This window comes from Mesorhizobium sp. f-mel (genome assembly GCF_053850215.1).
In genome coordinates this window covers 20,596-35,036 of sequence record NZ_JBSPTO010000011.1, presented here as the reverse complement: position 1 = coordinate 35,036, position 14,441 = coordinate 20,596, and the positions used below count along the sequence as shown (strand labels likewise).

The 14,441-nt window shown below is 61.0% G+C and carries 16 protein-coding genes and 1 tRNA gene; 7 read left to right on the top strand and 10 right to left on the bottom strand.

All coding sequences use genetic code 11. The features are described from left to right. Window positions 1-56: 56 nt before the first annotated feature. Both ACWUKX_RS15750 and msrB read left to right on the top strand, forming a co-directional pair. The gene (locus tag ACWUKX_RS15750; RefSeq protein ID WP_065011697.1) at window positions 57-614 is read left to right on the top strand and encodes a fasciclin domain-containing protein; all 558 of its coding nucleotides are present in this window, start codon (window positions 57-59) and stop codon (window positions 612-614) included. 216 nt (window positions 615-830) lie between these two features. Then, window positions 831-1,334: a peptide-methionine (R)-S-oxide reductase MsrB gene (gene msrB / locus ACWUKX_RS15745; protein WP_456007850.1), complete on the top strand. Its 504-nt coding sequence runs from the start codon at window positions 831-833 to the stop codon at window positions 1,332-1,334. A gap of 145 nt (window positions 1,335-1,479) precedes the next feature. On the opposite strand, the gene ACWUKX_RS15740 is transcribed toward msrB, so the two are convergent. Both ACWUKX_RS15740 and ACWUKX_RS15735 read right to left on the bottom strand, forming a co-directional pair. Then, a complete protein-coding gene (locus ACWUKX_RS15740) occupies window positions 1,480-3,072 on the bottom strand; it encodes an efflux MFS transporter permease (RefSeq protein WP_455838752.1) in 1,593 nt (530 codons plus the stop codon). 22 nt (window positions 3,073-3,094) lie between these two features. Then, window positions 3,095-4,276, bottom strand: coding sequence for an HlyD family secretion protein (locus ACWUKX_RS15735; protein WP_456007849.1), 1,182 nt, complete (start codon window positions 4,274-4,276; stop codon window positions 3,095-3,097). Window positions 4,277-4,439: 163 nt separating this feature from the next. Between ACWUKX_RS15735 and ACWUKX_RS15730 the strand changes: the two genes are divergently transcribed. After that, entirely contained in the window at window positions 4,440-5,159 is a 720-nt protein-coding gene (locus ACWUKX_RS15730) for a TetR/AcrR family transcriptional regulator (protein WP_456007848.1), read from the top strand. Window positions 5,160-5,258: 99 nt separating this feature from the next. On the opposite strand, the gene yihA is transcribed toward ACWUKX_RS15730, so the two are convergent. From yihA to rpmH, 5 genes are all read right to left on the bottom strand, one after another. Beyond that, entirely contained in the window at window positions 5,259-5,918 is a 660-nt protein-coding gene (yihA, locus tag ACWUKX_RS15725; RefSeq protein ID WP_456007847.1) for a ribosome biogenesis GTP-binding protein YihA/YsxC, read from the bottom strand. Further along, window positions 5,915-6,553 carry a CatB-related O-acetyltransferase gene (locus ACWUKX_RS15720; RefSeq protein ID WP_456007846.1) on the bottom strand — a complete coding sequence of 213 codons (639 nt, stop codon included), beginning with the start codon at window positions 6,551-6,553 and terminating at the stop codon, window positions 5,915-5,917. Before ACWUKX_RS15720 ends, yihA begins: the two co-directional genes overlap by 4 nt. A gap of 258 nt (window positions 6,554-6,811) precedes the next feature. Next, window positions 6,812-8,635 carry a membrane protein insertase YidC gene (yidC, locus tag ACWUKX_RS15715; protein WP_456007845.1) on the bottom strand — a complete coding sequence of 608 codons (1,824 nt, stop codon included), beginning with the start codon at window positions 8,633-8,635 and terminating at the stop codon, window positions 6,812-6,814. A gap of 13 nt (window positions 8,636-8,648) precedes the next feature. Next, window positions 8,649-9,002, bottom strand: a complete 354-nt coding sequence (gene rnpA / locus ACWUKX_RS15710; RefSeq protein ID WP_095517502.1) for a ribonuclease P protein component — start codon at window positions 9,000-9,002, stop codon at window positions 8,649-8,651. Between the two features lie 16 nt (window positions 9,003-9,018). Continuing rightward, window positions 9,019-9,153 (bottom strand): 50S ribosomal protein L34, encoded by a 135-nt coding sequence (rpmH, locus tag ACWUKX_RS15705; RefSeq protein WP_008833937.1) that lies wholly within the window; start codon window positions 9,151-9,153, stop codon window positions 9,019-9,021. A 305-nt stretch (window positions 9,154-9,458) separates the two neighbouring features. On the opposite strand from rpmH, the gene ACWUKX_RS15700 reads away from it, so the two are divergent. Beyond that, on the top strand, window positions 9,459-10,946 hold the full coding sequence (locus ACWUKX_RS15700) for an ATP-binding protein (protein ID WP_456007844.1): 1,488 nt from the start codon (window positions 9,459-9,461) through the stop codon (window positions 10,944-10,946). 151 nt (window positions 10,947-11,097) lie between these two features. Then, window positions 11,098-11,174 (top strand) — tRNA-Arg (locus ACWUKX_RS15695). 1 nt (window position 11,175) lies between these two features. Here the strand turns inward: ACWUKX_RS15695 and ACWUKX_RS15690 are convergent. Genes ACWUKX_RS15690 through ACWUKX_RS15680 form a run of 3 tightly spaced genes read right to left on the bottom strand, consistent with a single transcriptional unit; the run spans window position 11,176 to window position 13,359 of the window. After that, window positions 11,176-12,246: a tyrosine-type recombinase/integrase gene (locus ACWUKX_RS15690; RefSeq protein WP_456007843.1), complete on the bottom strand. Its 1,071-nt coding sequence runs from the start codon at window positions 12,244-12,246 to the stop codon at window positions 11,176-11,178. Beyond that, a complete protein-coding gene (locus tag ACWUKX_RS15685) occupies window positions 12,230-13,069 on the bottom strand; it encodes a hypothetical protein (RefSeq protein ID WP_456007842.1) in 840 nt (279 codons plus the stop codon). Before ACWUKX_RS15685 ends, ACWUKX_RS15690 begins: the two co-directional genes overlap by 17 nt. 26 nt (window positions 13,070-13,095) lie before the next feature. Further along, on the bottom strand, window positions 13,096-13,359 hold the full coding sequence (locus tag ACWUKX_RS15680; RefSeq protein WP_456007841.1) for a hypothetical protein: 264 nt from the start codon (window positions 13,357-13,359) through the stop codon (window positions 13,096-13,098). A gap of 82 nt (window positions 13,360-13,441) precedes the next feature. Between ACWUKX_RS15680 and ACWUKX_RS15675 the strand changes: the two genes are divergently transcribed. Together ACWUKX_RS15675 and ACWUKX_RS15670 are read left to right on the top strand one after the other, a co-directional pair. After that, window positions 13,442-13,678 carry a helix-turn-helix domain-containing protein gene (locus ACWUKX_RS15675; RefSeq protein ID WP_456007840.1) on the top strand — a complete coding sequence of 79 codons (237 nt, stop codon included), beginning with the start codon at window positions 13,442-13,444 and terminating at the stop codon, window positions 13,676-13,678. Window positions 13,679-13,904: 226 nt separating this feature from the next. Then, complete coding sequence (locus ACWUKX_RS15670; RefSeq protein ID WP_456007839.1) at window positions 13,905-14,411, top strand: hypothetical protein; 507 nt, start codon at window positions 13,905-13,907, stop codon at window positions 14,409-14,411. The last annotated feature ends 30 nt before the right edge of the window (window positions 14,412-14,441 follow it).

Below are 14,441 nucleotides of genomic sequence, written 5' to 3'. Positions count from 1 at the left end.
CTCGTATCTCCTTGCGCCCCAAAGAGGGGAATAAATAAACTGAGGAGATAGAAATAATGCGTAAATTCGCCACCCTTTTGCTTGCCGGCACGGTCGCCGTTTCCGCGCTCGCCACTGCCGCCTATGCCCAGAATCCGATGGTCGGCGGCGCCGCCATGTATGCCACCAAGAACATCGTCGAGAACGCCGTCAACTCGAAGGATCACACGACGCTGGTTGCGGCCGTCAAGGCCGGTGGTCTCGTCGACACGCTGCAGAGTGCCGGTCCCTTCACTGTGTTCGCGCCGACCAACGAGGCCTTTGCCGCCCTTCCGGCCGGCACCGTCGACACGCTGCTCAAGCCCGAAAACAAGGACAAGCTGGTCAAGATCCTGACCTGCCATGTCATCGGTGCCAAGGCGATGGCCGCCGACGTCGCCAAGATGGCCATGGACGATGGTGGCGCGCATAAGGTCAAGACGGTTGGCGGCTGCGAACTGACGCTCAAGGCCGACGACGGCAAGGTCACCGCGACGGACGAGAACGGCAATGTCGCCAATGTGACGGTCGCCGATGTCGAGCAGTCGAACGGCGTTATCCACGTCATCGACAAGGTTCTCCTGCCGAAGATGTAACAAAGCGGTCGTCGCCAGCGAAGATATGGCTGAGGTTCCATGCCGACTGCGCGGGTTCCGCTTGCGTGACCCGCGCAATCGACAAGCGTACACTCCGCGCCGTCCGCTGTAGGCGTGGGGCAGGTGCGTAATGCCGGTTGTCAGGAGCTGGCCGTCACTAGCTTTTGATTTCCATGTGACGGTCGAATTTGGCAAATGGACAGAGGAGGAATGGTGATGATCCGGCGCGACTTTCTTTGGAGCGGTGCCGCCGCTGTGGCATTGTTGGCAGGCTCGGCAGCAACGCTGCGCATGGGCCGGCCGCAGGATGCGCACGCCGCCGAAACCTTCGAGGTCACCAAGACCGAGGCCGAGTGGCGCGCCATCCTGTCCGATGCGGCCTTCAATGTGCTGCGCAAGGAAGGCACCGAATATCCCGGCACCAGCCCGCTGCTCAACGAGCACCGCAAAGGCATCTTCGCCTGTGCCGGCTGCGACCTGCCGCTCTATTCCTCTGAGACGAAGTTCGATTCCGGCACCGGCTGGCCGAGCTTCTGGCAGGAGCTTCCCAACGCCGTCGGCAAGACCGTGGACAGGTCTCTCGGCATGACCCGAACCGAGGTCCATTGCCGCCGTTGCGGTGGTCATCTCGGCCATGTCTTCGACGATGGCCCGCCGCCGACCGGCCTGCGTCATTGCATCAACGGCGTCGCCTTGATCTTCAAGCCGGCCACCGCCTGACCTAAAGCGCTCGCGTTTGACCGGCCTCACGCGACGCGCTTTAGGTTGTTGTCTTATGCATGTCGTTATCGCAAAACCGCTGCGCACTTTTGCGCGACATGCATTACAGCGCCGCGCGTCTTTTTGGACGCGCAAAGTTGCACGATCAATGTCCGCCACCTCCGCCAGCCTGCTCTGCCGGCTTGCGGATGACCATGGTGAAGATCGCCAGCGTGGCGAACAGCGCCGTCAAGAGATAGAACACGTCCATGAAGGACAGCAGCGAAGCCTGCTGCTGGACCATAGCAGACAGTTTGGAGATCGCCGCCTTGGACGCGTCCAGGCCGGCATTCTGCTGGAAGTCGAGCGTCATGTTCTGCAGCTTGGTTTGCGCCTCGGCACTGCCCCATTGCACATGCTCGGCCAGCCTTGCGTAGTGGAATGCGTTGCGGTCAATCAGCACGGTGTTGATGACGGCAAGGCCGACGGCGCCACCGAGATTGCGGGTGAGATTGAACAGGCCGGATGCATTCTTAAGCCGGTCAGGCGGCAGTGTTCCCAGCGCAATGTTGTTGATCGGCACCATGCACAGCATCATCGAGGCGCCGCGCAGGATCTGCGGCACCAAAAGCTCCCAGAAATCCCAGTCGGCGGTCAGATAGGTCATGCGCCAGGTGCCTGCGGCGAAGCCGAAGAAGCCGATCATCATCATCAGCCGCGGATCCATCTTGCGCGACAGGATGCCGGAAATGGGCGCGGTGACGAACATCGCCAGGCCGCTGACGAACAGCGCCTCGCCGATCATCAGGGAATCGTAGCCGCGGATACGCCCGAGATATACCGGATAGAGATAGGTCAGACCGTAGAGACCGATGCCGATGACGAAGGAGAACAGCGAGCCGAAAGCGAAGTTGACGTTGGTGAAGGCCTTCAGGTCGACGATCGGCTCCTCGGCTGTGAAGGCGCGCCAGAAGAACAGCACGGCGCCGGCCGTCATCAGGATGGCGCAGATGAACACGGCCTGGTCCTGAAGCCAGTCGTTGTTAGGACCTTCCTCGAGCACATATTCCAGCGAACCGAGGAAAGCCGCCATGCCGGCAAGGCCCCACCAGTCGAACTTGCGGAACAGGCTGAGATTTGGCTTGTCGAAGTCGATCAGCGACCACGCTGCGGCGGTCACCAGGATGCCGGGCACCACGTTGATCAGGAACAGCCAGTGCCAGGACGTGGCATGGCTTATATAGCCGCCGACAGTCGGGCCGATGGTCGGCGCCAGCGTCGCCACCAGACCGATCATCGGCGACACCATGGCGCGGCGCGACGGCGGGAAGATGGTGAAGGCGGCAGCGAAGACGCTTGGAATCATGCCGCCGCCGATGAAGCCCTGGATGGCGCGGTAGACGATCATCTGGTCGATGTTGGTGGCGGTCGCCGCCAGCGCGCTGGCCGCGGTGAAGCCAGCCGCGGAGACGGTGAACAGCACGCGTGTCGACAGCATCCGGCTGAGAAAACCGGACAGCGGGATCATGATGACTTCGGCGATCAGATAGGCAGTCTGCACCCACGGGATTTCGTCGGAGCTGGCGCTCAAGCCCGCCTGGATCTCGGCCAGCGAGGCCGAAACGATCTGGATGTCGAGGATCGCCATAAACATGCCGAACACCATCGCCAGGAAGGCGATGATGCGGCGTGTGGAAATCGTGTCAGGCGTAGCCGGCCTCGCCGGCGGCGATCCTGCTGTCAAGGTCGCGGTTGCCATGCCAGTGCTCCCAAGCGGCCGCTCAGTTCGACGCGGCCGGCGCGGTGCGGCTGTCGACGGCCACGACGACGCTGAGGCCGGCGCGCAGCTTGCCTGTCTTCAGCACATCCGCCGGCACGTCGATACGAACCGGGACGCGCTGCACGACCTTGGTGAAATTGCCGGTGGCGTTTTCCGGTGGCAGCAGCGAGAACACCGCGCCGGATGCCGGCGCCAGGGACGAGACGGTGCCTTCGAAATCCTGGCCGTCGATCGCGTCGACCGATATCCGGACCTTTTCGCCGGGCACCAGCCGGGCAAGCTGGGTCTCCTTGAAATTGGCGACGATGTAGAGCTTGTCCATCGGCACGATGACGGCGAGCTTCTGTCCGGGGCTGATCAGGTCGCCCTGCTCGACCGAGCGGTTGCCGACCACACCGTCATAGGGCGCGCGCAGCACGGTGAAGGACAGGTCCCGCGCGGCCTTGTCCCGGGCAAGCTGCAGCGACGCCAGCGTGCTCGCCGTCTCCGCGCGCTGCGCCTGAAGCACACCGATATTGGCCTGCGCCGCGGCGCTCTGGGCGTCGGCACCTACAAGGGCGGCATTGGCCTGCTCGACCGCGGTCTGGGCATCATCCAGCTGGGCCTGGGTGCCAACATGTGTCTTGAGCAATTGGGCGGCGCGCGTTTGAACACGCGCCGCATTGGCGGCGGCGGCCTGGTCGGCGGTCTTCTGCGCCTGCGCCTGCTCGAGCGATGCACGCGCCGCCTCGGTCTGGGCCTCGATACGGTCGAGCGTCTTGCTCAAGGTGGCGATCTGCGCCTCGGCTTGGGCGACCGCTATTTTGTAGTCGCCATTGTCGACGACCAGCAGCGGGTCGCCGGCCTTGACCTGCTGGTTCTCGGTCACCTTGATCTGATCGACATAGCCGGAAATTTTCGGCGAAATGAATGCCATGTCGGCCTGGACATAGGCGTCGTCGGTTGAGATCATGAAGCGCCCGTCGGTCCAGTAATCGTAGCCATACCAGGCAGCTGCGCCCAGCAAGCCAAGCGCGATGATCGGCAACAGAAGGGAGCGTGCCGAACGTTTCTTTTTCGTCGGCGCCTCGGCCGGAGGACTTATTGCCGGCTCAGTCGGTGCGTTCGGCGCTTCGGTTGCTGGCGCGATCTTGGCGTTGGGGAAGGGACGGACTTCGGCGGTTGGGGTCGCGTTCGAGGACATGGGGATCTCTCTTGGCATCTCTCTGGAAACTGGGCATCTCTCTGGAAACAATCAGTAAGACTGAACCGTTCGGTTCGATGCGAACATTGACTTAGCGCGGAGAGCGGCCCATATCAAGGGTGATCGAACCGATCGGTTCGAATATTTTTCGAGGTGTGACACTATGACCGAACCCGACAAGGACCAGTGCGATCTGCTGGATGGCCTGCGTCGCGGCCGCCCCGCGGCGGGACAGGACCCGGTCAAGCGCAGCCAGATCATCGAGGGCGCGCGCCGCGTCTTCATCGACAAGGGCTTCGAAGCGGCGTCGATGAACGACATCACCCGCGAGGCCGGCGTCTCCAAGGGCACGATCTATGTCTATTTCGCTAACAAAGAAGAACTGTTCGAGGCGCTGATCGAGGAAGAGCGCGGCACGATCTTCAAGAACATGTACGATATGCTCGACCGCGCCGACGACCTTCGCGAGACGCTGGTGAAGTTCGGCAAGGTGCTGTCCCTCAAGATCACCTCGGCCAAGGTCATCCAGGCGCAGCGCACGGTAATCGGCGCGTCCGACAGGATTCCCGAACTTGGCGCGCGTTTTTACGAACGCGGCCCGAAACGCGGCCACGACAAGGTCGTTGTTTTTCTCAATGCCGCCGTCGAACGCGGCCTGCTCAAGATCGACGATGTCGACCTTGCCGCCTATCAGTTCACCGAACTGTGCCTGGCAGGTCTCTTCCGCCAGTGCATATTCGCCTACCGCACCAAAGCGCCGAGCCCGGATGAAATCGACCACATCGTCAGGTCGGGCGTCGGCATGTTCCTGAAGGCTTACGGCACAGAAAGGCTTACTACGGAAGAAAGCACCCAGACGATAGCACTAGAGGCAAAGTCCTAAAGCGCGTCGCGTTTGACCGGCCTCACGCGACGCGCTTTAGGTTGTTGTTTTATGCATGTCGTTATCGCAAAACCGCTGCACACTTTTGCGCGACATGCATTAGCCGCCACTGGCCGCCAGCACGATCGCCGCGCGCAATTCCTCAAGGCCCTCGCTCTTTTCCGACGACGTGGCGAGAACGAACGGAAACGCGGCCGGCCGCTTCTTGATCTTCTGCAGTGTCTCTTCGATCAATCGCGGCACGCCGGCCGCCTTGATCTTGTCGGTCTTGGTCAGCACGATCTGGTAGGAGACCGCCGCCTTGTCGAGCAGCGACAGCACTTCGTCATCCTTGGCCTTGATGCCATGGCGGGCGTCGATCAGCACATAGACCCGCTTCAGCGTGACCCGGCCCTTGAGATAGTCGAAGACGAGTTTCGTCCAGTCGTCGACCTTCTCCTTGGGCGCGGTGGCGTAGCCGTAGCCCGGCATGTCGATCAGCGCCATCGGCGGCAGGTCGGCGCCTTCGCCGGAAAATCCACCCGGAACGAAATAATTGAGTTCCTGCGTCCGCCCCGGCGTGTTGGACGTGCGCGCCAGCCCCTTCTGATTGACCAGGGCGTTGATCAGCGACGATTTGCCGACATTCGAGCGGCCGGCAAAGGCGATCTCCGGCGGCCCCTCCGGCGGCAGGAACTTCATTGCCGGCACGCCGCGGATGAAGATCCACGGCCGCGTGAACAGCTCGATGCCGATCACGGTCTTGTTCAACGCGTTCAAACCGCTGCCTCCAGAAGAGAAATATCGGCGCCACGAATGGCATTGAGGTTGCGGCTGATCTTTTCCACCGGCCAATCCCACCACGCCGCCGCCAAAAGCCGCCAGATGGTCCTGTCGTCGAACCGCATCTTCACCACCTTGGCCGCATTGCCGGCGACGATCGCATAGGGTGGCACGTCATGCGTCACCACCGATTTTGCCGCAACGATGGCGCCATGGCCGATCGTCACGCCGGGCAGGATCGCCGCTTCCATGCCGATCCATACATCATTGCCGAGCACTGTGTCGCCGCGCAATTCCTTCGACCAGGTAGCCGGGTCGAAACCCTCTTCCCAGCCATGACCGAAGATGTTGAACGGATAGGTCGAAAAGCCGGACATGGCATGATTGGCGCCGTTCATGATGAAGCGCGCGCCCTCGGCGATGGCGCAGAACTTGCCGATGATCAGCCGGTCGCCGATGAATAGATAATGATGCAGCACGCATCGCTCGGCGAATTTGTCCGGCCCGTCCGGATCGTCATAATAGGTGAAGTCGCCGATCTCGATGTTCGGCGCCGTGACCAGTCCCTTCAGGAAACCGACGCGGGTATGCATCGGGATCGGATGCTTGATGTTGGGGTTGGGTCCGATCATGGTCTGGCTCCATCGACGAGATAACAGGCAAGGTCAAAATAGCGTGATCCGCCCGGCAGCACCAACCGCGTGCGCAGCGGATCATCCTTACCTGTTCATCGACGGAGCGCTCCTGAAACGACAGCGAGCTTATAGGGATTGTCGCGGCGGCGTCTACCGCCGCGCCGACTGGTTTCGCCGCTCGCCGGCGGCTCGGCTCGTCCCAACAAAAAAGCCCCGGTCCGGGGCTTTTCTGGATTCACAAAAAGCGAGCGCCTTCTATTCCGCCGGCGACGGTTTCTTCCGGAACAGCGCGACCAGATTGTCCCACAATTCGATCTTGGCGCCCTGCCGCTTCATGATCACGCCTTGCTGGATGATCGAAAGCAAGTTGTTCCAGGCCCAGTAGATGACGAGGCCGGCCGGAAAACCCGCCATCATGAACGTGAAGACCACCGGCATCCAGGTGAAGATCATGGCCTGTGTCGGGTCCGGCGGCGTCGGGTTCATGCGCATCTGCAGGAACATGGTAACGCCCATGATCAGCGGCCAAACGCCGATCATCAACATATGCGGCAGGTCGATCGGGATGAGGCCGAACAGGTTGAAGATCGAGGTCGGATCCGGCGCCGCCAGATCCTGGATCCAGCCGAAGAACGGCGCGTGCCGCATCTCGATGGTGATGTAGAGCACCTTGTAGAGCGCGAAGAAGACCGGGATCTGCAGCGCCACCGGCCAGCAGCCGGCGAGCGGATTGATCTTCTCGGTCTTGTACAGCTCCATCATCGCCTGTTGCTGCTTCATCTTGTCGTCCGCGTATTTCTCGCGGATCTCGAGCATCTTGGGCTGCACCTTCTTCATGTTCGCCATCGATGCGTAGGACTTGTTGGCGAGCGGGAAGAAGAGGGCCTTGACGACGACGGTGGTGGCCAGGATAGCCACGCCGAAATTGCCGAAGAATTTATAGAGCGTGTCGATCAGGTAGAACATCGGCTTGGTGATCCAGATGAACCATCCCCAGTCGATCAAACGGTCAAACAGCCTGATATGGCGATCTTCCGCATAGGCGTTGACCTTGGCGACTTCCTTGGCGCCGGCGAAGATCTCGGTTTCTACCGTCGTTGACTGGCCGGCATCAACGGTGATCGGGTCGGTGAGGAAGTCGGCCTGGTAGCGCGGGCGGCCGTCCTCGAAATAGGCATAGCGCGGCTGGAACGGCTGCTTCTCGGTCGGCACCAGCGTCACCGCCCAGTATTTGTCGGTGATGCCCAGCCAGCCATCGGTCGACTTGCCCGGTGTGAACTGCTTGTCCTCCTCGACGGCCGCGTATTTATGTTCCTGCAGGCCTTCCGTGCCGGTGACGCCGATCAGCCCCTCGTGCAGCACATAGATGCTGGCAACGGCAGGCTTGTCGAAGCGGGTGACACGGCCGTAATTCGACAGGGTAACGGCGGTCGAACCCGAATTCTGCACCGTGTCCGAAACCGTGAACATGTAGTCGCTGTCGACGGAGAAGGTGCGCTTGAAGGTCAGGCCCTTGTCGTTGGTGAAGGTCAGCGTCACCGGGGTCGCCGGCGTCAGCGTCGCATTGCCGTCGACGGTCCACACGGTTTCCGGGCCCGGCACCGTGCCGGTCTTGTCGCTGCCGACAAAGCCGATCTCGGCATAGTAGCCAGTAGGCAGCGCCGCCGGGTTGAGCAGTTCGATCTCGGGCGAGTTCTTGTCGACCGTCGTCGTGTAGTGCTTGAGCTTGAGGTCGTCGAGACGGGCGCCGGTGAGATTGATCGAGCCCTCCAGGCTCGGCGTGTCGATCCTGACGCGCTTCGTCGACGCCAGCGCCTGCTCGCGGCCGGCAGGCGTCGCGCCGTCGGTCCCCGGTGCATTGGGTGCATTAGGAATGGCGCCTTGCTGCGGCACCGGCGTTTCGCTGCTGCCCGGACTGGCGCCTTCGGCCGCCTTCTTCTGCTCCGCAATCCGCTGCTCTTGTATACGGGCCGCCTCGCGTTGCGCCTCGCTGTAAGGCATCACGTAAAAATACTGCCAAAGCGACAGGATCAGCACCGACAGCGCGATGGTGATGAAGAAGTTCCGGTTGTTTTCCATCGAAAGCCTTGGCCTATCGTGTTCCGCGCAGTCTGCGGGAGAGTTCGGCCTTCAACTGGCCGAACGGAATGGTAAGCACATCTTCGCGCCCGACGATGACATAGTCATTGCCAGGCTCCATGTCACCCGCGGCATGCGTGCGCACGGCTTCTCTCAGCCGCCGCCGGATGCGGTTGCGGACGACTGCATTGCCGACCTTCTTGGTGACCGTGTAGCCGACGCGAGGCGCCTCTGCGTCGCTTCGGCCCAGAACCTCGACGAGAAAAAGCCGCCCGCGGCGCTTCTCGCCACGCCGGACAGCCAGGAATTCCGCGCGTTTCAGAAGCCGCTTGGGATGTGCTCCCACTGGCTTGCCGGTTGCGGGCAACGATCTCGTCTTCCGTTCAGGCGCTGAGCCGCTTGCGACCGCGGTTGCGGCGGGCTGCGACGACGCCACGACCACCCTTGGTGGCCATGCGGGCACGAAAACCGTGCCGACGTTTGCGGACGAGTTTGGACGGTTGGTAAGTACGCTTCATTTGTTTTAATACCGCGGGGTGCGGCCCTTCTTGATTCTGTCACTCTGTAACAGGAGCTTTGCCGGGCCGGCTTTGGCGCGATCGAAACCGCGCCGGGACGAATGGCCCGAGCGTGAGCGGGCTTATAGAAAGAAGGGTTTTGGAAGTCAATCCGGCGCGGACATCCAGCGCCTCAGCCGATTGGCTGAAGTGTGATGGCTGAAGTCTTGGCGGTATCATCCCGTATTGGGACGAAGGATGAAATTGGCAAAAAAGCCGCAATGGCCTAATCTTGGCTGATCAAGTGATCGTGAAGAAAAAGCAACATGAGTGAAATCCCATCCGCGGATGAAAGGACCGATCGGGCGACCGCGGCCGCCCGGAGGGTGCCGTTGTCGCGTGGATTGTCGACAAAGCTCCTGCTGCTCACCATCGTCTTCGTGCTCCTGGCCGAGGTCCTTATCTTTCTGCCCTGGATCGCCAGCTACCGGCTGAGCTGGCTGAAGGAGAGGCTGAGCACCGCCGCGGCCGTCTCGATCGTGCTGGTGCAGGGAGAGCCCGCTTCGCTGTCCCGCGCCGCCCAGAACGACGTGCTGATGGCGATCGGCGCCAAGGCGATCGCCGTGCGCGACGGCGGGGTCTCGCGGCTTCTGGTCGTGGCTGAGATGCCGCCGCAGGTCGATGAACATATCGACATCGCCAATGTCGGCGTGGTCGAGGGTATGACCGGCGCTTTGGACACGCTGTTTTTCGGCGGCGAGCGGATGCTGCGCGTTTTCGGGCCGGTCGGCGACAGCGACAAGGAATTCGAGCTGATCATGCCCGACTACAGCCTGCGCGATGCCATGCTCATCTATTCGCGCAACGTTGCCTTCGTCTCGCTGCTGATCTCGCTGTTCACCGCCATGCTGGTCTATGCCGCCATAGACCTGATCATGATCGGCCCGATCCGGACGATGACGCGCTCGATGCTGGCCTTCTCCGAGGCGCCCGACGACCCCGGGCGGATCATCCGCCCTGCCGCCCGCGCCGACGAGATCGGCGTTGCAGAGCGCGAGCTCTCTCAGATGCAGGAGCGGCTGCAAAAGATGCTCTCCGAGCAGAAGCATCTCGCCGACCTTGGCCTCGCCGTGTCGAAGATCAACCATGATATGCGCAACATCCTGGCATCGGCGCAGCTGATGTCGGATCGTCTGCGCCAGGTCAAGGACCCGACCGTGCAGGCCTTCGCGCCGAAACTGCTGCGGGCGCTCGATCGTGCCGTGTCCTATTCGGAAGGTGTGCTCGCCTATGGCCGCACCCAGGAGCCGCCGCCCTCGCGCCGCAGGCTTAGGCTGCGCCAACTGGTCGACGACGTCCACGGCCTGCTCGACACAGAAGGCGGTATCGAATTCGTCAATGCCGTCGATCTGGCTTTCGAGGTGGATGCCGATTCCGATCAGCTTTTTCGCGTGCTCACCAATCTTTGCCGCAACGCCGTGCAGGCGATGGCGGCGGACGCGGAAAGTGCGGTGGTGCGCCGGTTGGAAGTGTCGGCCGAGCGCGTCGGCAGCGTCAGCCGCATCACCGTCACCGACACCGGCCCCGGCCTGCCGCCGAAAGCGCGCGAGAACCTGTTCGCGGCGTTCCGCGGCTCGGCCCGCAGCGGCGGCACCGGGCTCGGCCTGGCAATCGCCTATGAATTGATCCGCGCCCATGGCGGCACGGTGGAGCTTGTCGAAAGCAGAGGCGGCCGCACCATCTTCGCGGTAACCATTCCCGACCAGCCGGTCCGGCTCGACCAGGCCCGCAACGGCCTGCGCCGCCCGGCCTGATCCTTGCCCACCCGATCCTCGTCAAGGCACGAACAACAAAACTTTTGCCGGATCGGCTTGCTTTTCGGAAATTCAGTCGCTAGGGAACACGTCACATCGCGGCCGGTCGTTAAGGATCGGATCGCGGGCCATGCAAAGCATGGCCTGTTGCGCGCCCGTAGCTCAGCTGGATAGAGCACCAGACTACGAATCTGGGGGTCAGGAGTTCGAATCTCTTCGGGCGCGCCAACTACTTAGCAGGTTTTGCAGCTTCCCGTTTTGCAGGCCGTTTTGCAAAATCTGTTTCCAGAACGTTCTCAAATTTGGCTATGGCATTGTCGGCCATAGTGCTCGTGCGGGCGAGATACTTGTCTAAAATTTCCTGTGCCCGCCGTAGGGAGTGGCCGGTAACGGAAACAATCTCACCGAGATTACACCCGGCCTGAAAGAGCATAGTGACGGTCGTGCCGCGTATGTCGTGGAAGTGGAGGTCAGTGATCCCCGCCGTCTTGCAGGTCTCTTCCCATCGGTCGGCGAAGTAGCGTTTCTTGAACGCCCGGCCGGTTTTCGTCGTCATGATGAGCGTCGATTTCTTCTGCAGCCCATCCAACGTCACCTTGAGAGCGGCAGTGCATTTGACGTTCACATACCGCTTTGTCTTGCCTTGCCGTAGGTTGATACGGGTACCGTCGTAGGCGCCCCATGCCAGCCGCAAGAGGTCGCCCTGGCGCTGTCCGGTGTGCAGGGCAAGGACGAGAGCAAGCTTCATTTCGGAGTCGGCAACGGCCATGAAGGCTTCGACATGTTCTGGCAGCCATATCATTTCCGACCTGTCGCCTTCATACGCGCGGTCAAAGCCATCCAACACATTGACCTTGAGGTCTCCGTCCTTCGCGGCCCACGACAGAACGCGGGCCAGAATGGTGACACGATTGTCGGCTTCGCGAGGCTTGCCTGCCGAAAACTCATCATGCCACTTCAGCACGTCCTTGCGGAATGCTTTGTCTTCAAGGGCGCGATGCGGCACGGTCCCGTATTCCGCATCCCAAAACTTCAGGACGCGGATATATTCCTTCCGGGTGCTGTCGGCCAATTTCCGCCATTTGGCTGTCTTCTCGAAATCTCGGATGACACCGGATAGCGTGCCGCTGTTGCGGTTCTGAATCTTCTTTTCAGCAGCTGCTATGGACGCGAGAAATTCAGGCGAACCCGGTTCCCCCGTAAGGCGAGTTCCGGTTGCACGATGGTAGTAATAGGTCGCCCGCGTCCCATCGGCGAGCTTCGGCGTGGCTTTGTTAATACCCTTAAGCCGAGCGTGCATGTTGCCTCTTCCAAGCCTCGAAGGGGGAGGTGTTGTCGTTGTCGGCTGCAGGAGGCGTTAAATCGCCACACAGGGCACGCTCAAGCGCGACGCGGCTCCATCGCCTTGTTCCTGTCATAGATCCGGGGACTACACCCTTGCGTACCCACGTATCGAACGTGGACGGACATACTCGGCAAAGGGCCGCCGCCTGTGGTCGGGTCAGGACCAACGCATCGTTGTCATTCGCGGCTATGCTGGTCATTCGCTCTCTGCCTCCTGCGGTGCGGCCATTTGGGATGTGCTTTCGGATTAGGCGATCGGCGTCGTCTCCGGTGACCGTCCCGAGTTCTAAAAGGCTCTCAGCCAGGCCCACCACAGCTGACCAGACGTCCGCCCGTCCTTTCATTATCTCGTACATTGCCTGAGACCTTGGATGCAGGAACGCGGCGCCGTCCCTATCCATCACGCCTTCGAAGTCGGTAGGCGAAAACAAGAATGACGCCTGCCAATTCAATACGCCATCGTTGTCGTAAGGTTTGCCGAGCCAAATTGCCTCAGCGATCGGCCCGCCAGCGCTACTGTATGCCAGCGAGTTACGCCAGCGAGTCCACCACCTCATGGGCTTTGCTAAATGGTCGGTTGGCGAATAATAAACGCAATCGGCAACATCACCGTCGCGGACAATTGTTACGCGGTCAAAGCTCAGTCCGTAGAGCCACGCGATGACGGCATGGCCAGCCTCGTGATAGGCCGTTGCTGTTCGCTCATATTCAGCATTCTGCCTCAAATCCAAGCGCAAATCCAAGGCGAACTCCTCCTCTTCAAAAACAAAAGCGCCCACCGAAGGAACTCGGCGAGCGCGGAACACTAGTAGGACCGCTTTACCAAATTAATGTCAAGTCCTTCGGGCCAATCACTCTCGAGACCGCAAATGTATAACTCGTCCTCGTCCAGTTCGGCCGGCCGCAAATCTCTTTCGGCGACAATGGCGAACAAGCCGGCGTCGTCATAGACGTTCTCGATCTGCCAAAATCCTGCGAAGTGCGCTGGTGCTAGGACGAATGCTTTCCAACCGTCGCCGTACTGAACGACTTGGCCGGGCGTGATCGTGGGTTGGACTGCGTTAAGCATGTCGTGCGATTCCTCGTTGATTAATACCGCTCAATACGATACATAATGATCATCAAGCGCATGTCAAGCGGTATTAATCAAAATGAGCGATATTAATCAAATAACGGGAAGGCAGTTAGCGGCAGCTCGCACGCTTGCCGGTCTTGATCAATTTGAGCTTGCAAAACGCGCCAATATCTCGGCGCCGACCATCAGACGTATGGAGGCCGTACGAGAAAAGGACGTGCCGATGTCCAACAATGTGGCAGCCGTCATTCGCGCCCTCGAAGCGGCCGGCGTCGAGTTCATCAATGGGACGGGTGTCAAATTGCGGAAGTAAAAGGCGCGCCGTTGCGATCGAAGTTGGCGGCGCGCCCGACTGCTGAGGCGTCAGCAATCGGTCTTCTCGAACCAGTCGGCCCGTTCCTGGCCGACCATGGGAAGTATAGTTCTCTCCGGTCGTAGCGGCAACCCTTTCGTAGTTTTACCGGATTACCAATTTTACTGCCTTATTCCGGTCATTATACTGGTTGGACTTTGCCGCTGGCCCGTGACAATTCTCGAGCATGCTCGATGATAGAATTTACACGCTTGACGAGGCCGCTGAGTACCTGCGCATGACGCGGCGCGGTGTCATAAAAATAGCGAAGCGCCACGGCCTATGCATGGTGAATGGGCGCATCTTCACCTTCACAGCGGACGACATCGAAGGCATCAAACGGGCCATGCGGCCGGATCCAAACGGCGCCCCAGTCGGCAGGCTCACCACGCCCGCCGTTCGATACGCGTTGCCAGGCACGCGCCTTTACGACCTGACCGTAAAGGCGAAACTGGAGCGACAAGCTCGCAAAGAGGCCGACCGAATCCGCAACGCCAGCGCACGGCAAGAAGGGCGAGAATTGGTGGCCGAACTGAAGCGCCAAGAGAGAGCGAACAAACGGGCTGCAAAGGCCTCGCAGGCGGCACCCGAGCCCGAGCCGCTAGACTACGCCAATCGCGACCCGAACTACTGGAGGGCGGCCCGGAAACGGCGGCTGCAGGCCGAACGAAATGCTAACGGAGGTGGGACATGACTGAAGCTGAAATGCTCCAGCGCATCGGGG